Source organism: Micromonospora sp. NPDC049049 (assembly GCF_040649115.1).
In the GTDB taxonomy this organism is placed as follows: domain Bacteria; phylum Actinomycetota; class Actinomycetes; order Mycobacteriales; family Micromonosporaceae; genus Micromonospora.
On sequence record NZ_JBEZEX010000002.1, the window covers coordinates 170,018 to 193,860 of the forward strand.

Below are 23,843 nucleotides of genomic sequence, written 5' to 3' on the forward strand. Positions count from 1 at the left end.
GCGGCTGTGCCGCCGGATCGCCCGCAAGATCGCCCAGGGGCGCACACCACGCGCGCCGGGTCAGTGATCTCAACCAGTGTACGGCGGTCTGGCGAAGCCGCCAGTCGGTTGACCGACCGTAGTGGGCGGACTCACCATCGCCGGCGCTCGCTGGCTCACCCGTTGAGCACGCTGCCCACCAGACCGTCCAGGGCGTCGCCGGCCAGCAGGACGACCATGACACTGATGGCGACCAGCAGCCCCAGAGCGGCGGCCAGGACGATCATCACCCGGGCGTTACTGGACCGTTCGGCCGGCGTGTCGGACCACCCCTGGGCCAGGATGTGCCCGGTCAGCGAGCCGGAGGTCTCCACCGCGTTGGCGGGTATCGCGACAGTGGTGAAGCCGGCGCCCTCGCCGTTGCCGTAGACGGTGCCAGCCAGGTCGGTGCGGTTGTCGCGCCGTCCACCACGGGCGGCGGCAGCGTCCCGTCCGGCGGAGCCAGCCGGCGGGCCGCTCGGCGGCGCGGTCACACGCGAGTTTCCGGCGTTCGCGGTCGACGAAGGTGCCCCGGCGGTGGACGGTGGCCAGCTCGGCAGTGCTGGTGCGGGCACCACCGGCGGCGCGGAGACGGCTGCACCGGCCCAGCCGGCACCGGACGTCGGGCGGGTCGCCCCAGCGGAGGACGACCACCCGGCCGGTGGTGCGGAGACCGAGGCGCTGCCCCGTACGCCGGGCGTGTCGATCATCGCGGGCGGCGGCGGAAACGGCGGTGCCGGCATCGGGCCGGGCGGGGCCGGCGGTGCCGGCACCGGCGGACCGGGTGGCGGCAGCGGCGGGCTCGGGACGGGCGGCGTCGGCGGACCGGGGATGGGCGGCATCGGCGAGGGCGGCGGGGACGGCGGGCCCGGAAGGGGTGGAACCGGACCGGGCGGCGGCGTCGGTCGGGGACCCGGCGTCGGCGCCGGACCGGGCGGGTACGGACCCGGGGCCGGCGCGGGTTCCGGTTCCGGTGGCGAGGGCTGGGTCGGCCCGGGGTCGGGTGGCGTGGGGTCCGGCTCCGGCTCCGGAGTCGACGGCGTCGGAGGTTGGGCCGGCTCGGCACCCACCGGCGCGGCTCGATAGACGGCGGGCGCGCTCTCGCGACGGTCCGGGGTGCCCAGGGCGCTGGCAGTGCCCCGGCTGCTGCTCGGGACCGTGGCGCTGGCCCGGGCCGGCGCGGAGGAATCGCTTCGCTGGCCCGGCAACGACACGTCGGCTGGGCTGGCCGAGCCGGTCGCACGGTAGGTGGTCGCGGTGACCGGAGCGCTGGCCGGCAGGTCACTGCGGAGAGCGCCGGCGGTCACGACGCTGGCACGTGCGCGTACCGGTGCCGCCGCCGGGCTCTGGCGCTCGTCGCCGGCCGCCGCGTCGTCATCGGCGTCGGTGGAGTCGTCAGCGATGACCGCTGCCGTGCCACCGCTGACCGCTGTGCCGCTGACCGCCGTGCCGCTGACCGCCGGGGCGGCGTCGCTGGCGGCGGAGCCGGCGTCCGTCGAGCTGGTGTCGCTGCCTGTCGAGCTGGTGGCAGCCGGGTTGGCGTCGCTGGCAGCCACCGGCTCGGCGGTGTCCGGCCCCGGTGGGCCGGCCTGGTCGACGGTGTCCGGCCCTGGTGGGCCGGCCTGGTCGACCACGGGGTCGACAGTCTCCGCCGGATCTCTCTGCTCGGCCATTTCCGCCCTCCGCGCCGTGCTCGCACCCGGACCCGTGACGTCGGGTCGGATGTGCCTGGTTGTCACGGTGCCACAGATCTTCCCGAGCGGACAGCCGGAGCCGGTCGTGGCGGATCAGCCCGTGGCGCTGGGGCTGCCCGTCGCGCTGCCACTGCTCGACGCGCTCGTGCTGGCCTTCGGCGTGGTCGTCGCTGGCGCGCTGGTCGTCGGAGGCGTGCTGGCCGGCGCGCTGGTCGTTGCCGGAGGCTGGGTCGTCGGAGGGTTGCTCGCAGTGCTCGACGGCTTCGGCGTGGTGCTGCCTGTCGGAGTGGGCGTCGGGGTGGTCGTCAGCGTCGGCGTCGGCGTGGGCGTCGCGCTCTCGGTGGGCTTCGGGGTGGTGGTCTTCGTCGGCGACGGTGTCGGCGTCGGCTTGGTGGTCTTCGTCGGCGACGGGGTGGGCTTCGGGGTCGAGACGGGCGGGGTCGGGTTGGTCACGACCGGTGCCGGCACCGCGCCGATCACCCGGGTGGCGGCGTACAGCCGGGACCAGCGGACGACCGAGATCTTGACGACGTCGCCAGTGGTGGGCGCCTGCACCATCTTGCCGTTGCCGATGTACATGCCGACGTGGTGGATCGTCGTCCAGCTGCTGCCCGAGGCGAAGAACAGCAGGTCGCCGGGGAGCAGCGCGCTCTGCGGGACGGTGCGGCCCCGGGTGGCGGCGTACTGGTCGCGGGAGACACGTGGCAGGTCGAAGTAGTCGGCGCCGGGGGACCGGTACGCCGCCCACATCAGGCCGGAGCAGTCGAACTGGTTCGGCCCCTCCTCGGACCATTTGTACGGGTCGCCGAGCTGGGCGAGCGCGTACCGGACCGCGGCCAGTGCCCGGGGGTGCGCGGCCATGCCGCTGATGCTCTGGTTGGAGACGTAGCCGGCACCGATCTGCTGCTCGGCGGCTTCCTGCTGACGTTCGATCTCGATCAGCGCGGCGGCGTTGTCCCGGCGCAGCTTGAGCAGGGTCGCCTCGGCGGTGCGCAGCGCCGTCTCACCGGCGGTGAACTCCGCCTCGGCGGCGGCAAGCAGATCCTTGGCCTGGCTGTGCTTCTGGTACGCGGCCTGCTCGCCCGCGCGGGCCCGGAACAGCTCCCCGGCCACGCCGGTGGTGCCGCCGTCGACCTTCTCGCCACGGGTGATCGCCTGGAGGCGGCTGAGCCCGCGGATGTCCTGGGCGAAGTCGCCCGGCGGCAACGCGGCGGCGGCCTTGACGGCCTCGGCGGCGGCGGTGTCGGCCGTCTGCTGGGCCCGGAGCAGGGCGTCCTGCGCGGTCGCCAGCGCCTTGCCGGCCGCGTCGAGCTGCGCCTGGGCGTCGACGCGTTTCTGCCGCCTCACCAGCAGATCCTCGCCGAGCGCGCCGACCTGGACCTCACCGGCGGAGATCGCGGTGGCCAGCGGACCGTTGCCGATGTTGACCACCGGAGGGGCGGGCACGCCGGCGACCGGCGCGCCGCCGGGCAGTTGGAGCGAGCCGGTGACCGCCGGGCGCGAACCCGTGTCCGGCACTGTGGTCGGCACGCCGGGCTCCGCGTACGCGGGGGTGGCCAGCACGGCTGCGGCGATCGCGCCGAGCAGGGCGGCCCAGAGCTTCGGACGCAGGACCGGCGAGATCACCGGGCTCCGTCGTCGCTGCCGTCGCCCGCGCCCGCTGTAGATCATGCCGCTCCCCGTCCAACCACTCGTCTCCGCGCTCGGTGGGCGCGACCGCCGGGACGGTACCAGTGTGTGTGTTCCGCCCCACGTTGTTACTACCGCACCGCGCCACTCATGTCGATGTGTTGTCGGGTTACGGGAGGCTGAGAGTCTGGTGAGGTGGGTCGCTGCCAGCGACCGTGCCGCCGGGCCCGTCGGTGTCGCGACGTACGCTCGATCCGGACCGCAGGTGGAAGGGACGTGCCATGGACGCCGGACTCAAGCGTGAGCTCGAAGCGAAGGTGTACGCCGGTGAACGGCTGACCCGGGAGGACGGGGTCGCCCTCTACGAGAGCGACGACCTGACCTGGCTGGGGCGGCTGGCGCACCACAAGCGCACCGAGCTGAACGGCGAGCGGGTGATGTTCAACGTCAACCGGCACCTCAACCTGACGAACGTCTGCTCGGCGTCCTGTGCGTACTGCTCGTTCCAGCGCAAGCCGGGCGAGAAGGACGCGTACACGATGCGCATCGACGAGGCGGTCCGCAAGGCCAAGGAGATGGAGGACGAGCAGCTCACCGAGTTGCACATCGTCAACGGCCTGCACCCCACGCTGCCCTGGCGCTACTACCCCAAGGTGCTGCGCGAGCTGAAGGCGGCGCTGCCGAACGTCAAGCTCAAGTGCTTCACGGCGACCGAGGTGCAGTGGTTCGAGAAGATCAGCGGCCTGAGCGCCGACGAGATCCTCGACGAGCTGATGGACGCCGGTCTGGAGTCGCTGACCGGTGGCGGCGCGGAGATCTTCGACTGGGAGGTCCGACAGCACATCGTCGACCACGCCTGCCACTGGGAAGACTGGTCGCGCATCCACGCCCTGGCGCACAGCAAGGGCATGAAGACCCCGGCGACGATGCTGTACGGCCACATCGAGGAGCCCCGGCACCGCGTCGACCACGTGCTGCGGCTGCGCGAGTTGCAGGACGAGACCGGCGGCTTCGCGGTCTTCATCCCGCTGCGCTACCAGCACGACTTCGTCGACTCGGCGGACGGCAAGATCCGCAATCGGATCCAGGCGCGCACCACGATGGCCTCGCCGGCCGAGTCGCTGAAGACGTTCGCCGTCTCCCGGCTGCTCTTCGACAACGTGCCGCACCTGAAGAACTTCTGGGTGATGCACGGGCTGTCGGTTGCCCAGCTCTCGCTGAACTTCGGCGTGGACGACCTGGACGGCTCCGTCGTCGAATACAAGATCACCCACGACGCCGACTCGTACGGCACCCCGAACACCATGCACCGGGACGACCTGCTGCACCTGATCTGGGACGCCGGCTTCCAGCCCGTCGAGCGGGACACCCGCTACAACGTGGTCCGGGAGTACGACAAGGCCCCGTCGCTGGCCGAGCGGCGCGCCGAGCCGCAGCAGGTCTGGGCCTGAGCCACCACGTACCCTCGCAGTCGATGACCGAGCAACGAGGACCTGAGCCGCAGAGCGGGTTTCCCCGCCGGGACGCCGAGGGCCGCATCCGTACCCTGGGCGATCTGCTCGGGGTGTGCCTGGCCGGCCTGGTCATCGGCGTGCTCGCGTTGGTGTTGTTCGACTGGGCGTTCGCCTCGATCGGCGCCGGCGACTTCGGGCACACGAACGGTTGGCTGGCGGTGATCCTGCCGGCCTGGCTGTTCTGGGACGACTTCCGGGCCTGGGAGTTCGGCGCGGCCCGGGTGGTGGCGGCGGTGGTCGCCGCTGCCGTCGGGGTGTTCGCCGGTTTGCTGATCGCCGGTCTGGGTTCGGGGTTGCCGCCGCTGCTCTCCGGGGCGTTGGCGGCGGCGGCGTTCACTGTGGCGTACGCGGCCCTCTGGTTCCCGGGTGTCCGCTGGCTGGCCCGCCGGACCGGCTGACCGCGACCGCCCGTCGGGCGGCTCGACCCTTCCGCCGGCAGTGGCGGGCGACGGAGAGAACGGAGTGGTGCGGGTGAGTGCCGCGCTCAAGTACACGCTGGGCCGGATCGGGCTGTTCGTCGCAGTGCTGGCGGGCCTCTGGCTGGTCGACATGAACGTGTTCCTGAAGCTGATGCTGGCGCTGGTGTTCTCCGCCGCGCTGTCCTTCTTCCTGCTGCGTGGTTGGCGGGACGAGATGGCCGGGGAGATCGCCGAAGCAGCCGAGCGCCGCCGCACCGAGAAGGAACGCCTCCGCTCCGCCCTGGCCGGCGAAGACCAAACCGCAACCCCCACCCCGGACCCCCCCACCCAAACCCCCGACTCCCAGCGTTGATCATGAAGTTATTGCCACGACACGCCGATCGGCCGGGCAATAACTTCATGATCAACCGCAGGTGACCCGCCGGCCGGAGCTGATCCCGGGCGCGGGGCAGAGGGTTACCAGTTGGTGGAGCCGGAGCGCTTGGGCCAGGGCTTTGAGATCGGCTTGATCAGGTACGCGATGCCGCCCGAGCCGCCGGAGACGCCGCCGCTGGCGTTGGTGCGCTTGGTGCGTAGCCAGATCTGCTCGAACTGCGCACGCTTGTAGACGTTGCGCACGACGTCGTTGCTGGACGAGGCCGGGTCGTTGACGATCACGTCGCCGTCGGCGGTGAAGCCGACCACCACGAAGAGGTGCCCGGAGGTGCCGTAGTTCGCCCCGTCCAGCTCACTGGCGAGGAATGACTGGCTGGTCACGACGGGGATGCCGGCGGCGATGAAACGCTCCAGCTCGTCCAGCGAGTGCAGCCGGGTCACCCGGCCCTCCAGCCCGGGGAAGCTGGCCGCGTACGCGGTGTTGAACGGCCAGTTGCCCGCGCCGTCGTACGCGTAGTCGTAGGTCATCCGGGCGGCGTGGTTGACGGTCGGGTCGGGGTAGGTGGGGTCCACCCAGGAGGTGTCGGCCGCCGACGGTCCACGACCCCAGTACTCGACGACCATCTCCGTCGAGGTGGGTGAGCACCACGCCTCGCCGCCGCCGTCGTACTCGGGGTAGTGCCCGGAGTGCACGTTCTGCGAGTAGCGCGGCACGGGCAGTTCCCGGCCCCAGGCGATGTGTCCGGCGCTCGGCGGCACCGTGAACCGGTCCGGCACCGTGGAACTCATCGCGCCGAGCATCCGGACCACCGGGGCGGCGCTCTGCCCGGGAGCGCGGTAGAGGGTCAGCTTGAGCTGGTACGACCGCAGCAGCACCCCGGCGGTGGCGTCGTCGATGCTGAAGGTGTCGGTCCAGATCGTCGACCAGGGGTCGCCCTGCCGGTTGACGCTGGTCCGCCGGATGTCGGTGTCGCCGGACGCCCAGCGACCCAGGACGTACCACGGGGTCTGGTCGCCGCTGGTGTAGCTGCCCTGCATCTCCACCTGGATCCAGGTGCCGGCGGGGGTCTCCGCGTTCCAGGATGCGATCAGTTCGGTGGCGTCGAACCCGACCCGGGTCACCGGCGAGGTCCAGGTGCCGTACTCCCAGGTGCGGGTGGTGCCGGTGTGCGGGTCCGCGTACTCGGTGGTGCCGGCCGGGCGGGCCAGGGTGACGCCCGATCGGGCGCCGGGCACGACGCGGGTGCCGGTCTGGCTGCCCCGGTGCCAGTCGGCGGGCCCGGACCAGTCCTGGTAGGTGATCTGCTCGTCGTGGGCGGGGGCGGGCGGGTGCGCCGCCAGCGCGGGTGTGGCGCTGGTGAGCAGGGTGAGCGTGGTGACGCCGGCGAGGGCGGCCGCGCGCAGGCGAGGTCTGGCCATGGGTGCTCCGCGGTGTCGAGGGGGCATCGTCGCTGGTCAGTTTTCCGCTTGGAGGGAAGTTTCGCCAGGTGTTGATAGGTGGAAAATCATTGCCGCCATGATGATCCGCCTGGGATGGCCAACACAACGATCAATGTTGATATGACCATGTGACAGGTGGTGAAGTGTCATTCACCGAGCGGGATCTCCCGCCCATCGAGGAGGTAGTCCATGGCCCTCCGCACGCCCATCTTCCTCCGCCGTGTCCTGGTGCTCGCTGTCGTCACCGGGCTGGGCATCGTCACCGTCGCCGCCGGACCGGTCGCCGCCCGACCGGCACCGGACCGCACCGCCGAGCAGGCCGCCGCCGGCTACCGGGTGCTCGGGCCCCGGACCCTCGCCGACCGCAACGCGGTGGCCCGCACCGGAGCCGCCATCGACTACTCCGAACACGGCGTGCTGCACATCTCGGCCACCGCGGCCGAGGCCGCCGCGATCGGCAAGCTCGGCTTCCGGTTGGAACCGCTCGCCCCGCCACCCAACGCCGAGCGCGGCGCCGGCGACTTCGGCGCGCTGGCCTTCCCGCCGGCCGACTCGAACTACCACGACTACGCGGAACTGACCGCCGTCGTGAACCAGGTCGTCGCCGACCACCCGGCGATCGCCCGCAAGATCAGCATCGGTTCGTCGTACGAGGGCCGCGACCTGATGGCCGTGAAGATCTCCGACAACGTCGGCACCGACGAGAACGAGCCGGAGATCCTGTTCAACTCCCAGCAGCACGCTCGTGAGCACCTGACCGTCGAAATGGCGATCTACCTGCTCAACCTCTTCACTGACAGCTACGGCAGCGACTCCCGGATCACCAACATCGTCAACGGCCGGGAGCTCTGGATCGTGCCGACGGTCAACCCGGACGGCAGCGAGTACGACATCGCCACCGGGTCATACCGGTCCTGGCGCAAGAACCGGCAACCCAACAGCGGCTCGTCCAACGTCGGCACCGACCTGAACCGCAACTGGTCCTACAACTGGGGATGCTGCGGCGGCTCGTCCGGCACCACCTCGTCGGAGACCTACCGGGGGCCGTCGGCGTTCTCCGCGCCCGAGACGCAGGCGCTGCGCAACTTCGTCAACGGCCGGGTCGTCGGCGGTGTGCAGCAGATCAAGGCCAACATCGACTTCCACACGTACTCGCAGCTGGTGCTCTGGCCGTATGGCTACACCACCGCGAACACCGCGACCGGGATGAACGCGGACCAGTACAACACCTTCGCCACCATCGGTCAGCAGATGGCGGCCACCAACGGCTACACCCCGGAACAGTCGAGCGATCTCTACATCACCGACGGAGACAGCCTCGACTGGATGTGGGCGACCCACAACATCTGGGCGTACACCTTCGAGATGTACCCGGGCTCGTCCGGCGGCGGCGGCTTCTACCCGCCCGACGAGGTGATCCCGGCGCAGACCTCGCGCAACCGGGAGGCGGTGCTGCTCCTCAGCGAGTACGCCGACTGCCCGTACCGGGCCATCGGCAAGCAGGCGCAGTACTGCGGCGGCGGTGGCGGCACCACTGTCTGGTCGGACACCTTCGAGACCGCCACCGGCTGGACCATCAACCCGTCCGGCACCGACACCGCCACCCTCGGCGCGTTCGAGCGGGGCGCCGCCCAGGCGACCACGTCCTCCGGAGCCAAGCAACTCACCCCGTACGCCGGGTCCAACGACCTGGTCACCGGCCGGCTTGCCGGCTCGGCGGCCGGTGACTACGACGTGGACGGCGGAGTGACCAGCGCCCGATCACCGGCGGTGACACTGCCGTCGTCCGGCACGCTGACCCTCTCACTCGCCTGGTACCTGGCGCACGGCTCGAACGCCTCGTCGGCGGACTACCTGCGGGTGAGCGTGGTGCACAACGGCGGCACCACAGCGCTGCTCACCCAGGCCGGCGCGGCCAGCAACCGTAACGGAACCTGGGCGGTAGCCAACCTCAACCTCACCCCGTACGCCGGCCAGTCGGTCCGCGTGCTCGTCGAGGCTGCGGACGCGTCCGGAGCCAGCCTCGTGGAGGCGGCTGTGGACAACGTCACCATCACGTCCTCCTGATCGGGTGGGGCCCCGTCCCGCCCCGGCGGGGCCCCACCACCCGCTCCTGAGCCTCCAGATCCGGGACAAACCCCTCGTGCGCCAAGGCTCGGCGATCGACCGATGCTGATCGGCCCTTGATCGATATGGCACGTCCCGGCGGTGCGCTACCGTCTTAGCGACCAGTCCGCAGCGAAGCCGGTGCTCATCCCGGCGCTGTCCCGCAACTGTGATGCCCCACCGGTCGGTGGGGACGAGCCAGGTCGCCTACGGATCGGTCGCGAAACGCGCTCTCGAGGAAGGGCGCCTCGTGGGCGGGCGTACGAAAGTCCCTGTCGGCGAAGCACCACACTCCTCGACCGACAGGAGGCCCCTATGAACAGACGTACCCCTCGGATCTTCGCGGCGACCCTCGCGGTCGCCGCGCTCGCCCTCGGCGCCTGCGCCGAGAAGGCCGATGACAAGCCGAGCGCCGGCACCGCTGCCGCCGCGTACCCGGTCACCGTCGGCGCGCTCACCCTCGACAAGCGCCCCGAGAAGATCGTCGTGCTGTCGCCCACCGCCACCGAGATGCTCTTCGCGATCGGTGCCGGCCCGCAGGTGACCGCCGTCGACGACCAGTCGAACTATCCGGCCGACGCGCCCAAGACCGACCTCTCCGCCTTCCAGCCCAACGCCGAGGCGATCGCCGGCAAGAACCCTGACCTGGTGGTTCTCTCCGACGACCGCAACAAGATCGTTGAGCAGCTCGGCAAGCTGAAGATTCCGGTGTACCAGACCCCGGCGGCGGTCACGCTCGACGACTCGTACCGGCAGATCACCGAGCTGGGCACGCTGACCGGTCACGCCGACCAGGCCACCGACGTCGCCACCCGGATGAAGGACGACATCGCCAAGCTGGTCAAGGACCTGCCGCAGCGCGCCGAGAAGCTCACCTACTTCCACGAGCTGGGCCCGGAGCTGTACAGCGCCACCAGCAAGACCTTCATCGGCTCGCTCTACAGCCAGGCCGGCCTGACCAACATCGCCGACCCGGCCGACGCGGACGGTAAGAACTTCGGCTACCCGCAGCTGTCCCAGGAGATCATCGTCAAGGCCGACCCGGACTTCGTCTTCCTGGCCGATGCCAAGTGCTGCCAGCAGAGCGCCGACACGGTCAAGGCGCGCAGTGGCTGGGCCGGCCTCACCGCGGTGAAGAACAATCAGGTCGTCGCCCTCGACGACGACATCGCCTCCCGCTGGGGCCCACGGGTAGTGGACCTGCTCCGGGTCATCGTCGACGCGGTCGCCAAGGTGCCCGCGTGACCGTCGTCCGTCGGTGACCGGGCCGCGACAGGTGTCCGATCCGGCACCAACCGGTCAGCCGACCGAGCCGCCGCCGTCATCCCCGCGGGCCGAGCCACGTTCTCCGGCCCGGCCCGCCGGGCTGCGGTCCACGGCCCGGCCCGCCGGGCTGCGGTCCACGGCCCGGCCCGCCGGGCTGCCGTCCGGGGCCCGGCCCGCCGGGCTGCGCATGCGGTGGCTGGTCGCGGGCCTGGTAGCGGTGCTCGTCGCGCTCGTCGTCGGGGTGTCGCTCGGCCCGGTGAGCCTGCCCCCGGGCAGCGTCGCCGCCGAGCTGCTCAACCTGCTTCCCGGGGTGCACCTCGACAGCGGGCTGACCGAACGTGAGATCGCGATCGTCACCGAGCTGCGCCTGCCCCGGGTGGTGCTGGGCCTGCTCGTCGGCGGTCTGCTCGCCCTCGCCGGTGGTTGCTACCAGGGCGTGTTCCGCAACCCGCTGGCCGACCCGTACCTGCTCGGTGTGGCCGCCGGCGCCGGCCTCGCGGTCACCGCGGCGATCGCCCTCGGCGGCGCCGGCCGGCAGGGCACGCTCTCCGGGTTGCCGATGACCATTCCGCTGGCCGCGTTCGCCGGTTCGCTGCTCGCCGTCACGATGACCTACGTGCTCGGCGCGGCCGGTGGGCGACGCGGCTCACCGGCCATGCTGATCCTGGCCGGGGTGGCGGTCTCCGCGTTCCTCTCCGCCGGGCAGACGTACCTCCTGCAACGCAACGCCGACACCATCCAGCCGGTGTACTCCTGGTTGCTCGGCCGGCTCGCCACCGCCGGTTGGCACGACGTGCTGCTGGTGCTGCCGTACGCCGCGCTGACCACCGTTGTGGTGCTGCTGCACCGCCGCGAGCTGGACGTCCTCGCGGTCGGCGACGACGAGGCGAGAAGTCTGGGCCTGCACCCGCAGCGCACCCGATACCTGTTGATCGCCGCCGCCTCGCTGGGCACCGCCGCGGCGGTCTCCGCGACCGGCCTGATCGGCTTCGTCGGCATCATCGTGCCGCACACCGTCCGGCTGCTCGCCGGGTCCAGCTACCGGGTGATCCTGCCGATGTCACTGCTGTTCGGCGGCGCGTTCCTGGCGCTGACCGATGTGGTGGCCCGCACCGCCGCCGCTCCGTCCGAGCTGCCCATCGGAGTGGTGACCGCCCTGCTGGGCGGCCCGTTCTTCGTCCTCGTGCTGCGAACCGCCCGGCGAGCGCTCACGTGAGCCACGAACCCGCCGCCGGCACGCCGGCCGTCGAGGTGCGCGAGTTGCACGTCGACCTCGGTGGCACGCCGATCCTGACCGGCGTCGACCTCACCGTCGCCGTCGGCGAGTGGGTCACCGTGATCGGCCCGAACGGCGCCGGCAAATCCACCCTGTTACGCGCCGTCGGCGGCCTGCTGCCCGCGCCGAAGGCGATCACTCTCTTCGGTACGCCGAGTGCCGCGCTGCGCCGTCGGGACCGCGCCCGGATAGTGGCCACTGTGGCGCAGTCCCCGGTGGTGCCGCCCGGCATGTCGGTGCTGGACTACGTGCTGCTCGGCCGCACCCCGTACATCCCGACCCTGGGCCGGGAGTCGACAGCCGACGTCGACGCCGTGCACGAGGTGCTGGGGCGGTTGGACCTCGCCGGCTTCCACCGTCGCGAACTGGCCACCCTCTCCGGCGGCGAACGGCAGCGGGTGTTCCTCGCCCGCGCGCTCGCCCAGGGCGCGACGCTGCTGCTGCTTGACGAGCCGACCAGCGCGCTCGACATCGGCCACCAGCAGGACGTGCTCGAAGTTGTCGACCACCTGCGCCGGGAGCACGGCCTGACCGTCCTGGCCACGATGCACGACCTCTCCCTGGCCGGGGAGTACGCCGACCGGATGGTGATGCTCGCCGCCGGTCAGGTGGTGGCCGCCGGAACTCCGACCGAGGTGCTGACCGAGGAGCTGCTCGCCACCCACTACCGGGCCAGCGTCCGGGTGGTCCCCGGCTCCCACGGCCCCCTGGTGGTCCCCGTCCGCCCCACCCGCCCCTGAGCACGCGCCACCCGGCCCTGAGCACGCGGGCGCTGGGTCAGGGGCCCAGGTCGATGACGGAGAAGAGGGCGCCCTGGGGGTCGCGGAGGGCGGCGAAGCGGCCCGCGGGGATGTCGCGGGGCGGGACCAGGATCGTTCCGCCCAGCTCGGCGGCGCGGGCCGCGGCGGCGTCCGCGTCGGCAACCGCGAAGTACACAGTCCAGTACGCGGGCAGGTCGGCCGGGAAGTCGTCGGCCAGCGGCGGCATCATCCCGGCGACGATCTGCGTCCCGAGCCGCCACCCGGTGTACGTCATCGCGCCCACCGCCTGGTCGTCGGGCTGCCAGCCGAACACCAGCTCGTAGAAGACCTTCGCGCCCTCGGGGTCGGGGGTGACCAGCTCGTTCCAGCTCATCGCGCCGGGCACGTTGAACACCTCGGCACCGGCCATGGTCAGCGGCTGCCAGACGCTGAACGTGGCACCGGCCGGGTCGGCGAAGACCGCCATCCAGCCCCTGTCGAAGACCTCGAACGGTGGGACGACGACCTGCCCGCCGGCCCGTTCGACCCGCCCGGCGACCAGCTCGGCGTCGTCGGTGGCGAGGTAGGTCGACCAGATCGGGATCTGGTCCGGGATCGCGGGCGGGCCGGCGCCGGCCACCGGCTTGCCGTCGAGCAGGAAGACCGTGTAGCCGCCCGCCTCGGGTTCCGGGGTGACCCGGCCGGTCCAACCGAACAGCTCCGGGTAGAAACGCCGCGCGTCGGTCAGGTCCGGGGTGGCCAGGTCGGCCCAGCAGGGCGTACCCGGCGGGACGGTGCTCACGTCAAGACCCCTTTCGGCCCGGCGGCCACGGCGGCCCCCTGCCGGAATCCTGGCACCGTCCCGCTGCAGCCCGGGGCGGAAACGGACGAATCGTCAGCTGAACCGGCGACCCTCGTCCCGTCGGTACGCCCAGCCGGCGAGCGCGGCGAGCAACACCACCCAGACACCGAGCATGATCAGTGCCAGCGGCTGCACGTCGTAGTCGGCCACCGACGCCCACATCAGTTCGGCAGCGCCCCGGGTCGGCAGGTACGGCGCGATCGTCTCGATGAACCCGGGCGCGTCGCCTGGCGCGGAGAGCAGGCCGCCACCGAACGCCAGCGGCAGGAAGACCACCTGCGCCACCACGATCGCCGCCTTGCTCGGCAGCGAGTAGCCGATGGCGAGCCCCATCAGCGTGAACGGCACCGAGATGACGGCCACGGTGCCGACGGTCAGCAGGAACGCCGCCGGGGTGATCTGGGCCGCGGTCAGCGTCGCGCCGATCACCACGACCGGGATCAGCGACAGGTAGGTCAGCGCCAGGCCGGCCAGCACGCGGCCCGCGAACCGGGGCGCCGGCCCGGCCGGCAACGTCCGGGTGTACGGGTTCCAGGGCTGGTCGCGGTCCTCGGCGACACCGACGCCGTACTGGAAGATGTTGGCGCTCATCACCGAGAAGGTGATCATCGACGCGGTGGCGTAGGTGGCACCGACCTGATCGTCACCGGCGAAGGGCACCACGAAGAAGATCATGGCGGCGGCCGGGAAGAAGGCGCTGCCGAAGACGGCCACCGGAATCCGGATGATCTCCAGGAGTTGGTAGCGGGCGTGGACCAGGGCGAGCTGCACGGTCGCCTCCTCAGACGGTGGTGGGTAGGCCGCCGGCAGCGGCGGTGGGTCGGCCGGCGCTGGTGGGCGCGTCCCCGGTGGGCGCGTCGCCGCCGGGCGCGGTCCCGGTGGGCGCGTCGCCGCTGGTGATGGCGAGGAACGCCTCCTCCAGCGAGGTCGGCCGTACCTCCAGGTCGGTGAACGGGGTCCGGGCCGTGACAAGCGCTCGGACCAGTTCGTCGGCGTCGGTGGTGAGCAGGTGCAGCCGACCGTCGACCCGTTCGGTGCGCACCACCCCGGGCAGGTCGGGCAGGTGGTCGGCGACCAGGCTGACCCGCCGTACGCCGACGATGCCGCGCACCGCGTCCACCGTGTCGTCGGCGAGCACCCGGCCCTGCCCGATGACCACCACCCGGTGCGCGAGCGCCTCCACCTCCTCCAGGTAGTGGCTGCTCAACAGCACTGTGCCGCCGTCGGCGTGAAAAGCCCGGATCGCTTCCCACAGGGTGTGCCGGGCGGCCACGTCCAGGCCCGTGGTCGGTTCGTCGAGCAGCACCAACCGGGGTCGGCCGACGAACGCCAACGCCACCGCCAACCGCCGACGCTGCCCCCCGGAGAGGCCCCCGGTCTGCCGTCGGGCGAGGTCACCCAGGCCGAACTGGTCGAGCAGTTCACCGCGGGGCACCGGGTCCGGGTAGTGCGCGGAGACGAAGTCGACGACCTCTCCGACGCGGAGCGTGCCGGGCAGGCCGGTCTCCTGCGGGGTGACCCCGATCTGCCGCCGGCTCGCCGGGTCGCGGGGGTCGCCACCGAACAGCTCGACCCGCCCCGAGCTGGGACGGCGCAGGCCCACCAGCAGGTTCATCAGGGTGCTCTTGCCGGCGCCGTTCGGCCCGAGCAGGCCGACCAGCTCACCGGCCTTGACTTCCAGGTCGACGCGGTCGAGCGCGAGAACGTCGCCGTACCGGCGGCTGGCCTGGTCGGCGCGGGCGAGGGTCATGACTGCTCCTTCGACGGGGTGGGGTCGAGCAGGGCACGAATCGACTCGGTGTACTCCTCGAACGCCAGCCGGCCTCGCCGGCTGAGCCGGACCAGGGTCGCGGGGGTGCGTCCACGGTGGGTCTTGCTGATCTCCACGTAGCCGGCGTCCTCGAGCTTGCGCAGATGCACCGAGAGGTTGCCGGCGGTCATCGCGAGCAGCTCCTGCAAGCGCGGGAACGCGATCTTGTCGCCGTCGTTGAGGGCGGAGAGGCTTGCCACCACCCGCAGCCGGGCCTGTGCGTGAATGACCGGATCCAGCTCGGTCACGGCTGCTGTCGCTGTCGCTGCCGCCGCCGGGCGAGCGCGCCGGCCACCAGCATTCCGCCACCGCCGGCCAGCGCCACGATGAGCGGGTGCCAGCCCGGCCCGGCGAACGCCCCGACCAGGTTGATCACGCTGATCCAGACGCCCAGCCGGAACAGGTCCTGGTCCAGCCAGACCGCCCCGCCGGCCATGTGCAGCGCACCGGTCAGCCCGACGGCGGTCGCGGACCAGAGCAGCGCCGCCAGGTCGTGCGGCAGGTGTTCGGAGATCCGGCCCAGCCCTGCGTAGACGCTGACCGTTCCGAGCGCCCAGGCGTACCCGTACCACTTGCCGCGCCGGGCGGAGTCGCCGGTCACCTGGCCGTAGGCCCGCATGCTGACCACCGCCTGGGTTGCTCCGGCGGCCGCGAGCAGTACGAAGAGGACGGTCAGCGGCAGCCAGCTCGGCAGTGCTACCAGCGCCCGGTCACCCGGGGGGAATCGCAGGAAGAACAGCCCGAAACCGACAAGCCAGGCGACACCCCACGGCCAGTAGAGCAGGCGGGCGTCGGGGTCGAGCTGGCGTGCCGTCGCTGACCGCTGGTCCTGGATCAGCCGGAGCGCCGCCGCGGCGTCAGTGGGTGGTGAATCATCGTCGAGGTCCACGCAAACTACTTTACGACACAAAGTCGAGCGGGGTGACCCCGTCATCGCCGACGGGACCCCCCGATGCCGGCGAGCATTGCCTATGGTGGTTCAGTCGTGACGACTGATCCGTCGCACAGGCCACAGGGGAGGGTTCGTGTCAAGCCCGAGCAATGAGCTGGAGGTCCAGCCGGAGGCTCTGACGGCGTTCGCCGCCGGGTCCAAGGATCGGGCGGCCCGTTTCCGCGAACTGCACCGCGCCTTCGGCGACGGGCACGTGCCACGGCACGCCTTCGGGGTGATGCCGGCGTCCTTCAACCTCGCGGCGACGTACGCCGAGCAGTTCGAGGCGTGCCTTCAAGGGCTGGCCGACGGCGCCGAGATGATGGCGGACATCGCCGAAGGGCTCACCGACACCGCCGCTGCCTACACCGGCACCGACGTGGCCAACACCGACCTCTTCGTGCCCGGCCGCCCGCCCGCTCCCGACCTCATCGCACCCGGCCCCTGGTCGGGTGGCAACGGCGCTCCGACCGGTTCGGTGCCGGCGTGAGCACCGAGGCGTTGCAGCGCAACAAGACCTACTTCGAGCAAATCGTCTCGGGCACGCCCGAGCCCTTCAAACCGCTCTCCAACGCGGTGCTCTGGCCGTTCGAGCAGCTGTTGGAGTTGGTCGCCGGCGAACCGGACGACCTGATGCGGGCCGCGCAGCTCTGCCTGGACACCGGCGCGGCGGTACGGGAAATCGCCGGTGACCAGATCGCCGACCGGGCCCGCCTGCGCGGCGCCTGGTCGGGCGACGCGGCCGAGGGCTTCCACGCCTCCATGGAGTCGGTCGAGGCGGCGATCGAGGAGCTGGCCCAGGGGCTCGACGGCACCAAGGACGTGCTGGTCGAGGCGGCGAACGCGGCGGTGGACGCGTTCAATCTGCTGGTCGAGCTGATCCTTGAGTTCCTGCTCTGGTTCCTCACCGAGGTGATCATTGCGGCGGTGGCCGCGGCGCTGAGCGCCGGCGTCTCGTTGGCCGCCACGGTGGTCCGGGTGCTGGCCCGGCTGGCCACCACGGTGGGTCGGATGGTCAAGATCGTCGCTCGGTTCGCCGAGGTGCTCACCCGCCTCGCCGCCCGGCTGGGCAAGGTCGCCGGGCAGCTCCGCAAGTACGCGGAGACCGTCATGGAGATCAAGAAGCGAAAGAAGCAGTACAAGCTGCTCAGCAAGGGCGGCTGGACGCCCGAGGGGCGTGCCTTCCAGGTCGAGAAGTTCAAGACCCTCTTCCCGGGCAAGTTCGTCATCAACCAGGTCTCGCCGGTCAACATCCCCGGGTTCGGCGGCGCTCTGCTGGACACCGGCGTGGGCCTGCACGACATCTCCGACGGGCAGAAGGACCGCAACTACCTGGTGGACGGCACGTACAGCGAGGACCTGGGCCCGTATACAGCGGGTGTGCAGAATGTCTTCGACTCCATCGTGAACTGAAAGGCAGCCATGACCTTCCCCGCCCTGGACCGCATTGAGGCGCTGGCTCGCAACCTCGACGGATGGCAGCGGCAACTCGCCGATCGGATGGCGGAGCTGGAGCAGACCAGCGCCGAGGGTGTGAGCGACTCCGGTCTGGTGCGGGTCACCGCCGCGGCCGACGGCAAGATCCTTTCTTCGGAGCTGAACGCGCGGGCGATGCGACTGGACTCCTACAGCCTGGCCGAGGAGTTCACCGCAGCCGCCAACCGGGCGCAGGAAGCCGCCGCGGCCCGCGTCCGGGAGTTGGTCGGGGAGGTCATCGGCGACGCAGGCGCCGGTCCGCGCCGGTCCGCCGACTACGAGGGACACTGATGACGACCGACGGGAGCCAGGCACGGTACGTCGAGGGGATCACCCGACTGCTGGCGGCCGGGGAGCAGGTGCGCGCGGTGGCCCAGGTGCGAACGGGCGGCGGGCTGACGCCGGCGCCTCCTTCGCAGCCGTCGACACCACCCGCCACGGGTGGGCCGGGCTTCCTGGGTGTCCTGCTCAACGTGCTGTCCCCGAACTTCACCTTCGGCCGGGCAGACAACGCCGTCGACTGGCTCTTCTTCGGGGTCGGAGGTCGAGGTGACCCGGATTCCCAGGCATCCGTGCTGCACCACGCCCTGACCGCGGCGGCGAAGGGCCCCGGCCTCCGGACCCTCGTGCTGGGGGTCACCGACCAGCGGCTGCTGCTCGGCGCGACAGCACCCGTCGGCCTGCTCTCCAGCTCGACGGCGGACGAACAGGCGCAGGCCGACATCGAACTGCTCGGGTCCGTCCCGCGCGCGACCGTCGCCGCCCGGGTCGGCAGGTACCGGTTGAACTGGAAACGGCTGCGGATCGACTTTGCCGACGGGTCGTGGCTGTCGTTCCACGTGCCGCTGGCCGACTCCAGCCGCCCGCTGCGGGAGGTCGCGGCAGCCCTGTCAGCTGGCTGAGCCACCGTCGAGCGGGGCGGGCAGCGGCGCAACGTGCAGCACCGCCAGCCGGGACACCGCCCGGGTGAGCACCACGTACAACCGGTGCAGCCCGCGCGGCTCGGCCGCGACGATGGCGGCCGGCTCGACCACCACCACATGGTCGTACTCCAGGCCCTTGACCAGCGTCGCCGGCACCACCGTAACCCGCTCCGCGGCCGCCACGTCGTCGGCGGTCGCGGTCTCGACACCGGCCTCTGCCAGCGCCGCGCGCAGGCCGTCGACCGCGTCGTCCGCGGCGATCACCCCGACCGATCCGTCGTGCGCGAGCGCCGCGCGCACCTCGGCCACCGTCGCCGAGGTCAGGTCGGTCACCGTACGCACGTCCAGGCCGCCGTCGTGGCGCAGCGACTCAGCCGGCGGTACGTCCACCGCGAGCGCCGGGAGCAGCAGGTTCGCGAATGCGACGACTGCGGCCGGCACCCGGAACCCGATGGTCAACGGGACCACCACCGCGTCCGGCTTGCCCAGATGGGCGAGAGATTCCCTCCAGTCCGTCGCCGCCCACGGCGCGGTGCCCTGGGCGAGGTCACCGAGGAGCGTGACCGAGCCGTGCTCACTGCGCCGAGCGATGGCCCGACACTGCATCGGGGAGAGGTCCTGAGCCTCGTCCACCACCACGTGCCCGAACCCGGAGAGCCGTTCCAGCAGCCCGGTCGCCTCGTCGATCAGCACCGCGTCGGCAGCGGTCCAACGGGTCGCCTTCGGCGTGCGGGCCGGCTTCACCCACGTCAACTGCGCCTGCTCAGCGTCGCTGAGCAGCCCGTCCGCTGCGGCGGCGAGCCGGTCCGGATCGGAGAACAGGCCGTGCACCAGCCCTTCCGGGGTGAGTGACGGCCAGACCGCGTCCAGGAAGTCGAGCACCGGCCGGCAGCGGCTCATCCGGCGCAGCCAGGCATCGCTGGGCGACTCCGCACGCCGCGCCTCGGCCTGCCGTTGCAGCAGACTCACCACCCGCGCCTGGACACGTTCCCGACCCGTGCCGTACGGCAGCCCCTCCCGGCGGGTCTCCTCGACGATCCGGTGCAACGGCTCCACCCCGATGCGCCAGCGGAACGAGCTGTCCGACACGGTGATCGACTCGGTCGGAGTGCCGATCTGCGCCTGCACGGCGCGTCGCAGCACGCTCGCCATCCGTACGTCGTGTTTGAGCGCGGCCACCTCCGGCGCCTCGACCGCCCGAACCGCCACTCGGGAAATCAACTCCTCCACGGTGGCCTGCTCGACCTCGACCTCACCGAGCGCCGGCAGCACCGCCGCGATGTACGACAGGAACGCCCGGTTCGGCCCGACGATCAACACACCCGCCCGCCGCAACCGCTCCCGGTGCAGGTAGAGCAGGTACGCGGCCCGGTGCAGACCGACAGCCGTCTTCCCCGTACCCGGCGCGCCCTGCACGCAGATCGAGTCGGCGAGATCAGCCCGGACCAGCTCGTCCTGCTCCGGCTGGATCGTGGCGACGATGTCCCGCATCGGCCCGACGCGTGGACGCTCGATCTCGGCGGTGAGGATCCGACTGGTCGTACCGAGCTCTTCGCCCCGATCCAGCCGCTCATCCTCGAAGCTCGTCAGCACACCATTGCTGAACCCGAACCGTCGCCGAACCGCCACCCCCTGCGGATCCCGCACACTGGCCCGGTAGAACGACCGGGAGACCGGTGCCCGCCAGTCCAGCACCAACGGCTCACCACGATCATCGGTGACATGCCGCCGCCCCACGTGATACCGCCGACCGTGATGATCGCCGCTGGCGTCAGGTGCGGCCGGCTCGTCGGCGAAGTCGAGGCGGCCGAAGAAGAGCGGGGTGGTCGGGTCGTCGGCCAGCTCGGCGACCCGGCGGGCCAGGGTGCGGCCGAGCGTCTCGGCCGCGTACGCGTCGCCGGCCACCTGGTCACCGGTGGCGAAGAGAGACTCGGCCCGCTCCCGCATCCGACCCAGTGCCGCCCGCGAGGTGCTGAGGTGTGCGCGTTCGGCGGCCAGGTCCGCGTCGAGGCCGGTATCGGTGTCGGTGTCAAGTGCGGGCATGCTGACGTCCCATCGTTCACATCTGCTGCGCGCTCGCGTGTCCGGGGGCGGATGGCCGCCCGCCCGGCGCGAAGACGTCCGTTCCGGTGCAGCTCACCTCGGCCGTCAAGCGGCCTGCAACCCTACGCTTCCCAACCCGCCACAGCCATCGAATTACCGACGCGACCACCCGTCCGAGACGGCGTGTCGCCCGGTCGGCTGTCGCTGGGCGATCACGCCCCGCCCCGCGCTTCTCATGCGTTGACCGCCGCCACGCCGGTGATCGACTCGGCTTTCAGGAAGTCGCGGTCTCTGGGCTGGTGCAACGCCCCGGTTTTAAGGAAGCCGAGTCGATCACGGGGACACGCGGCTTGCTGCGTCAGAGACGGCAGGGACGGCGTGGCCGACGCACGGTGGCCCGGGCGGGACGCGGGGGTGATGGCAGGTTGGGGAGGCTGCCGGGATCATGGGGGTATGACCGAGGCCCGCTCCGATTCGCGCCGGATGACGATCAGCGACCCCCAGGTGATGCGGGCGATGGCCCATCCGGCCCGGATCGCGATCATGGAGTACCTGAACAGTCGCGAGAGTGGTGGGACTGCCACCGAATGTGCCGAGATCGTCGGGCTGTCGCCGAGCGCGACCAGCTACCACCTGCGGGCGCTGGCGAAGTTCGGCCTGGTTGAGCAGGCGCCGAGCCGGGGGGACGCGCGCGAGCGTTTGTGGCGTGTGCCGAGCGTGAGTGTGCTGGTCGAGGCGGGTCGTGATGCCGGGCCTGAGGCGCGTGCGGCTGAGCAGGCGCTGGTGGAGGCGCATGCGGTCCGGGCCATGGAGCGGACTCGGGACTGGTTGCGGCGTGCCGGGGACGAGCCGGCCGAGTGGTACGACAAGGCTCTGTTCACCGACACGCTGGTGCTGCTCACCGCCGACGAGTTGGCCGAGTTGAACGATGCGGTGCTGGCGCTGCTCCGGCCGTATCACCCGCGGCGGCGGCAGGGTGGCGCACCGCCGGGGGCGCGCACTGTCGCGGTGCAGTACCGGACGGTCCCGTTGGCATAGCCGGGCTTGCATGAATCAGTTGTGAAGGATTATTTTCGAAGTATGTCCTTCACAACTGATGAGTCGCGCTGGTCGGACGTCTGGCTCGCCGCCGCCGCTCGGGGCACCACGATCTGCGGCGACTTCCTCGCCGCGACCGCGCTGGCGCTGGCGCTGCAGGGTGCCGGTGCCGGTGGGCTGGCCGTGTCGGGGCTGCTGCTGGCCGCCACCCTGCCCCTGGTGGTGCTCGCCCCACTCGCGGGCAGACTCGCCGACCGGACGGACAGCCGTACCCTGCTGGTGACCATCGGGTTCGGCCAGGCCGCAATCTGCGCGCTCCTTGCCGTCGTCGAGCAACCGGTCCTGGTGGTAGGGCTCGTCGCCCTGCTGGCCTGCGGGCTCGCGGTCACCCAACCCTGCCTGGCCGCGCTGCTTCCGGCGATGGTCCGCCCGGCTGACCTGCCGCGAGCCAGCGCGATCAGCCAGACCGCCGTATCGCTCGGTGCGCTCGGCGGCCCGGTGCTGGCCGGCCTGCTGGTGGGACAGTTCGGCACTCGCGTACCGCTGCTTCTCGATGCCGCGACCTACCTGGCGCTCGTGGTCGCGGGCCTCCTCCTGCGGACCCGACGCGGCGGCCAGCGGTCCGCCACCGCAGCCAGCAAGGCCGTGGCGAGCGAGACCGCAGCCAGCAAGGCCGTCGTGAGCAGCGAGACCGCCGCCAGTCGGGCCGCCGCCGTCAGCAGCCCGGCCGTTTCGGGCGGTGTGCCAACCCCGGGGGGTACGGAGGTCGGCTGGCGGCTGCGCCGCGATCCGTTGATGCTCGTCATGGTGGTGAGCACTGCCGTCGTGATCGCGGCGATCGGCGGCATCAACGTGATCGAGGTCTTCTTCATCCGCGAGACCCTGGGAGGCTCGGCGACCACGTACGGCCTGGTCAGCGCCGCATGGATGGCCGGCATGCTGCCGGGGACCTGGCTCGCCGTACGACTTGCCAGGCGGCTCGACGACGACGGCGCGTTGGTACGGGGGGTGCTGGCCACTCTGGCCGTGTGCAGCCTGATGGTGTTGCTGGCGGCGACGGTGCCGGCGGCAGGTGTGCTGGTGCCGCTCTGGGTGGTGGGTGGTGCGGCCAACGGTGGCGAGAACGTCTTCGCCAACCTGCTCACCGCTCGGCGGGTACCGGAGGCGATGCGCGCGCGGGCGTACGCCAGCTACGGCGCGGCGGTGCAGGGTGGCTCGATGGCGGGCTTTCTGATCGGCGGGGCGTTGCTCGCGGTCGTTCCGCCTCGGCCGCTGATCGCCGGTGCCGGTGTGGTCGGGCTGCTGGTGGTGCTGGCCTTCGTGCCGGTCTTAGCCGGGGCGGCACGACGGTCGTCAAGTGCGGGCTTGGCCACTCCGGGCCGGCCCGCCGAGCCGGAGCCGGCGGCCGGGGATACGGTCGGGCCATGGCTGAGCGCATCGCACGCCCGCGGGTCGGGCACATCCAGTTCCTGAACTGCCTGCCGATCTACTGGGGTCTGATGCGCTCCGGTGCCCTGCTCGACGTCGACCTGCACAAGGACTCGCCGGACCGGTTGAGCGCGGCGCTGGTCGCCGGCGACCTCGACATCGGCCCGATCACGCTGTTGGAGTATCTGAAGCACGCCGACGAGTTGCTGCTCCTGCCGGACCTGGCGGTGGGCAGTGACGGGCCGGTGCTCTCGGTCAACATGGTCTCCACCCGGCCGCTCGCCGAGCTGGACGGCGCCCGGGTGGCGCTCGGCTCGACATCGCGGACCGGGGTGATGACGGCCCAGCTGCTACTCGCCGAGCAGTACAACGTGCGACCCGAGTACTTCCGCTGCCCGCCGGACCTGACCCAGATGCTGCTGGAGGCCGACGCCGCCGTGCTGATCGGGGACGTGGCGCTGCGGGCGTACTACGAGGCACCGCAGAAGGGCCTCACTGTCACCGACCTCGGGCAGGCGTGGCGGGAATGGACCGGGCTGCCGATGGTCTTCGCCGTCTGGGCGGTCCGCCGCGACTTCGCCGCCGCCCACCCGGGCCTGGTGAAGGAGGTGCACGAGGCCTTCCTGCGCTCGCGGGATCTCTGCCTGGCCGAGTTGGACCAGGTCGCCGAGGCGGCTGCCCGCTGGGAGGCCTTCGACGCGGAGACGCTGGCCACGTACTTCCGGACTCTCGACTTTTCCCTCGGCGAGCGGCAGGTCACCGGGCTGCGCGAGTGGGCCCGTCGGGCCGCCGCCATCGGCGAGGCCCCGGCGCTGCCGGACGGCGGCCCGGATTTCTTCGCCGGCTGACCGCCGC

General features: G+C 71.6%; 23 protein-coding genes. 14 read left to right on the plus strand and 9 right to left on the minus strand.

What is annotated here, in order from left to right; genetic code table 11:
• Nucleotides 1-155: 155 nt before the first annotated feature.
• Together AB0B68_RS03200 and AB0B68_RS03205 are read right to left on the minus strand one after the other, a co-directional pair.
• Nucleotides 156-1,691: a hypothetical protein gene (locus AB0B68_RS03200; RefSeq protein ID WP_357257633.1), complete on the minus strand. Its 1,536-nt coding sequence runs from the start codon at nt 1,689-1,691 to the stop codon at nt 156-158.
• Between the two features lie 114 nt (nt 1,692-1,805).
• A complete protein-coding gene (locus tag AB0B68_RS03205) occupies nt 1,806-3,383 on the minus strand; it encodes a C40 family peptidase (RefSeq protein ID WP_357257635.1) in 1,578 nt (525 codons plus the stop codon).
• Nucleotides 3,384-3,622: 239 nt separating this feature from the next.
• Between AB0B68_RS03205 and mqnE the strand changes: the two genes are divergently transcribed.
• From mqnE to AB0B68_RS03220, 3 genes are all read left to right on the plus strand, one after another.
• Entirely contained in the window at nt 3,623-4,792 is a 1,170-nt protein-coding gene (gene mqnE / locus AB0B68_RS03210; protein ID WP_091395685.1) for an aminofutalosine synthase MqnE, read from the plus strand.
• A gap of 23 nt (nt 4,793-4,815) precedes the next feature.
• A complete protein-coding gene (locus tag AB0B68_RS03215; RefSeq protein ID WP_357197930.1) occupies nt 4,816-5,253 on the plus strand; it encodes a hypothetical protein in 438 nt (145 codons plus the stop codon).
• Between the two features lie 73 nt (nt 5,254-5,326).
• Nucleotides 5,327-5,626 (plus strand): DUF4229 domain-containing protein, encoded by a 300-nt coding sequence (locus AB0B68_RS03220; RefSeq protein WP_357257636.1) that lies wholly within the window; start codon nt 5,327-5,329, stop codon nt 5,624-5,626.
• A gap of 104 nt (nt 5,627-5,730) precedes the next feature.
• On the opposite strand, the gene AB0B68_RS03225 is transcribed toward AB0B68_RS03220, so the two are convergent.
• Nucleotides 5,731-7,068: a C39 family peptidase gene (locus AB0B68_RS03225; protein ID WP_357208289.1), complete on the minus strand. Its 1,338-nt coding sequence runs from the start codon at nt 7,066-7,068 to the stop codon at nt 5,731-5,733.
• A 210-nt stretch (nt 7,069-7,278) separates the two neighbouring features.
• Between AB0B68_RS03225 and AB0B68_RS03230 the strand changes: the two genes are divergently transcribed.
• The 4 genes from AB0B68_RS03230 (at nt 7,279) to AB0B68_RS03245 (ending at nt 12,477) form a co-directional block, all read left to right on the plus strand.
• Nucleotides 7,279-9,156, plus strand: coding sequence for a M14 family metallopeptidase (locus AB0B68_RS03230; protein ID WP_357257638.1), 1,878 nt, complete (start codon nt 7,279-7,281; stop codon nt 9,154-9,156).
• Nucleotides 9,157-9,510: 354 nt separating this feature from the next.
• On the plus strand, nt 9,511-10,440 hold the full coding sequence (locus AB0B68_RS03235; protein WP_357257640.1) for an ABC transporter substrate-binding protein: 930 nt from the start codon (nt 9,511-9,513) through the stop codon (nt 10,438-10,440).
• Between the two features lie 208 nt (nt 10,441-10,648).
• Nucleotides 10,649-11,677 (plus strand): iron ABC transporter permease, encoded by a 1,029-nt coding sequence (locus AB0B68_RS03240; protein ID WP_357196635.1) that lies wholly within the window; start codon nt 10,649-10,651, stop codon nt 11,675-11,677.
• On the plus strand, nt 11,674-12,477 hold the full coding sequence (locus AB0B68_RS03245; protein ID WP_357257642.1) for an ABC transporter ATP-binding protein: 804 nt from the start codon (nt 11,674-11,676) through the stop codon (nt 12,475-12,477). The genes AB0B68_RS03240 and AB0B68_RS03245 overlap by 4 nt, the downstream gene beginning before the upstream one ends.
• Nucleotides 12,478-12,514: 37 nt before the next feature.
• Here AB0B68_RS03245 and AB0B68_RS03250 read toward each other — a convergent pair whose 3' ends face one another.
• The 5 genes from AB0B68_RS03250 to AB0B68_RS03270 form a co-directional block, all read right to left on the minus strand.
• The gene (locus AB0B68_RS03250; RefSeq protein ID WP_357196629.1) at nt 12,515-13,279 is read right to left on the minus strand and encodes a VOC family protein; all 765 of its coding nucleotides are present in this window, start codon (nt 13,277-13,279) and stop codon (nt 12,515-12,517) included.
• 93 nt (nt 13,280-13,372) lie between these two features.
• Nucleotides 13,373-14,110: an ABC transporter permease gene (locus AB0B68_RS03255; protein ID WP_357196626.1), complete on the minus strand. Its 738-nt coding sequence runs from the start codon at nt 14,108-14,110 to the stop codon at nt 13,373-13,375.
• Nucleotides 14,111-14,120: 10 nt separating this feature from the next.
• Nucleotides 14,121-15,089, minus strand: coding sequence for an ABC transporter ATP-binding protein (locus AB0B68_RS03260; protein ID WP_357196623.1), 969 nt, complete (start codon nt 15,087-15,089; stop codon nt 14,121-14,123).
• Nucleotides 15,086-15,397: a transcriptional regulator gene (locus AB0B68_RS03265; RefSeq protein ID WP_357196620.1), complete on the minus strand. Its 312-nt coding sequence runs from the start codon at nt 15,395-15,397 to the stop codon at nt 15,086-15,088. Before AB0B68_RS03265 ends, AB0B68_RS03260 begins: the two co-directional genes overlap by 4 nt.
• On the minus strand, nt 15,394-16,038 hold the full coding sequence (locus AB0B68_RS03270; protein ID WP_357196617.1) for a transporter: 645 nt from the start codon (nt 16,036-16,038) through the stop codon (nt 15,394-15,396). Before AB0B68_RS03270 ends, AB0B68_RS03265 begins: the two co-directional genes overlap by 4 nt.
• Before the next feature lie 136 nt (nt 16,039-16,174).
• Here AB0B68_RS03270 and AB0B68_RS03275 point away from each other — a divergent pair, with 136 nt between their 5' ends.
• Genes AB0B68_RS03275 through AB0B68_RS03290 form a run of 4 tightly spaced genes read left to right on the plus strand, consistent with a single transcriptional unit; the run spans nt 16,175 to nt 18,458 of the window.
• Complete coding sequence (locus tag AB0B68_RS03275; protein WP_357196614.1) at nt 16,175-16,570, plus strand: type VII secretion target; 396 nt, start codon at nt 16,175-16,177, stop codon at nt 16,568-16,570.
• Nucleotides 16,567-17,493 carry a WXG100 family type VII secretion target gene (locus AB0B68_RS03280; protein WP_357196611.1) on the plus strand — a complete coding sequence of 309 codons (927 nt, stop codon included), beginning with the start codon at nt 16,567-16,569 and terminating at the stop codon, nt 17,491-17,493. The genes AB0B68_RS03275 and AB0B68_RS03280 overlap by 4 nt, the downstream gene beginning before the upstream one ends.
• A gap of 9 nt (nt 17,494-17,502) precedes the next feature.
• Nucleotides 17,503-17,847 (plus strand): YbaB/EbfC family nucleoid-associated protein, encoded by a 345-nt coding sequence (locus AB0B68_RS03285; RefSeq protein WP_355004833.1) that lies wholly within the window; start codon nt 17,503-17,505, stop codon nt 17,845-17,847.
• Nucleotides 17,847-18,458 (plus strand): hypothetical protein, encoded by a 612-nt coding sequence (locus AB0B68_RS03290; RefSeq protein WP_357257644.1) that lies wholly within the window; start codon nt 17,847-17,849, stop codon nt 18,456-18,458. Before AB0B68_RS03285 ends, AB0B68_RS03290 begins: the two co-directional genes overlap by 1 nt.
• On the opposite strand, the gene AB0B68_RS03295 is transcribed toward AB0B68_RS03290, so the two are convergent.
• On the minus strand, nt 18,447-20,522 hold the full coding sequence (locus AB0B68_RS03295; protein ID WP_357257646.1) for an AAA family ATPase: 2,076 nt from the start codon (nt 20,520-20,522) through the stop codon (nt 18,447-18,449). The two genes, AB0B68_RS03290 and AB0B68_RS03295, sit on opposite strands and share 12 nt — an antisense overlap.
• 453 nt (nt 20,523-20,975) lie before the next feature.
• Here AB0B68_RS03295 and AB0B68_RS03300 point away from each other — a divergent pair, with 453 nt between their 5' ends.
• The 3 genes from AB0B68_RS03300 to AB0B68_RS03310 are packed head-to-tail and all read left to right on the plus strand — an operon-like array spanning nt 20,976 to nt 23,836.
• The gene (locus tag AB0B68_RS03300) at nt 20,976-21,560 is read left to right on the plus strand and encodes a winged helix-turn-helix domain-containing protein (protein WP_357257648.1); all 585 of its coding nucleotides are present in this window, start codon (nt 20,976-20,978) and stop codon (nt 21,558-21,560) included.
• A 42-nt stretch (nt 21,561-21,602) separates the two neighbouring features.
• Nucleotides 21,603-23,033, plus strand: a complete 1,431-nt coding sequence (locus AB0B68_RS03305; protein WP_357257650.1) for an MFS transporter — start codon at nt 21,603-21,605, stop codon at nt 23,031-23,033.
• Nucleotides 22,985-23,836 carry a menaquinone biosynthesis protein gene (locus tag AB0B68_RS03310; protein ID WP_357257652.1) on the plus strand — a complete coding sequence of 284 codons (852 nt, stop codon included), beginning with the start codon at nt 22,985-22,987 and terminating at the stop codon, nt 23,834-23,836. The genes AB0B68_RS03305 and AB0B68_RS03310 overlap by 49 nt, the downstream gene beginning before the upstream one ends.
• The last annotated feature ends 7 nt before the right edge of the window (nt 23,837-23,843 follow it).

Coding starts and splice junctions, on each gene's coding strand:
- AB0B68_RS03200 (WP_357257633.1), bottom strand. CDS start 1,691: ATGGCCGAGCAGAGAGATCCGGCGGAGACTGTCGACCCCGTGGTCGAC.
- AB0B68_RS03205 (WP_357257635.1), bottom strand. CDS start 3,383: ATGATCTACAGCGGGCGCGGGCGACGGCAGCGACGACGGAGCCCGGTG.
- mqnE (WP_091395685.1), top strand. CDS start 3,623: ATGGACGCCGGACTCAAGCGTGAGCTCGAAGCGAAGGTGTACGCCGGT.
- AB0B68_RS03215 (WP_357197930.1), top strand. CDS start 4,816: ATGACCGAGCAACGAGGACCTGAGCCGCAGAGCGGGTTTCCCCGCCGG.
- AB0B68_RS03225 (WP_357208289.1), bottom strand. CDS start 7,068: ATGGCCAGACCTCGCCTGCGCGCGGCCGCCCTCGCCGGCGTCACCACG.
- AB0B68_RS03230 (WP_357257638.1), top strand. CDS start 7,279: ATGGCCCTCCGCACGCCCATCTTCCTCCGCCGTGTCCTGGTGCTCGCT.
- AB0B68_RS03235 (WP_357257640.1), top strand. CDS start 9,511: ATGAACAGACGTACCCCTCGGATCTTCGCGGCGACCCTCGCGGTCGCC.
- AB0B68_RS03240 (WP_357196635.1), top strand. CDS start 10,649: ATGCGGTGGCTGGTCGCGGGCCTGGTAGCGGTGCTCGTCGCGCTCGTC.
- AB0B68_RS03260 (WP_357196623.1), bottom strand. CDS start 15,089: ATGACCCTCGCCCGCGCCGACCAGGCCAGCCGCCGGTACGGCGACGTT.
- AB0B68_RS03285 (WP_355004833.1), top strand. CDS start 17,503: ATGACCTTCCCCGCCCTGGACCGCATTGAGGCGCTGGCTCGCAACCTC.
- AB0B68_RS03290 (WP_357257644.1), top strand. CDS start 17,847: ATGACGACCGACGGGAGCCAGGCACGGTACGTCGAGGGGATCACCCGA.
- AB0B68_RS03295 (WP_357257646.1), bottom strand. CDS start 20,522: ATGCCCGCACTTGACACCGACACCGATACCGGCCTCGACGCGGACCTG.
- AB0B68_RS03300 (WP_357257648.1), top strand. CDS start 20,976: ATGACCGAGGCCCGCTCCGATTCGCGCCGGATGACGATCAGCGACCCC.
- AB0B68_RS03305 (WP_357257650.1), top strand. CDS start 21,603: ATGTCCTTCACAACTGATGAGTCGCGCTGGTCGGACGTCTGGCTCGCC.
- AB0B68_RS03310 (WP_357257652.1), top strand. CDS start 22,985: ATGGCTGAGCGCATCGCACGCCCGCGGGTCGGGCACATCCAGTTCCTG.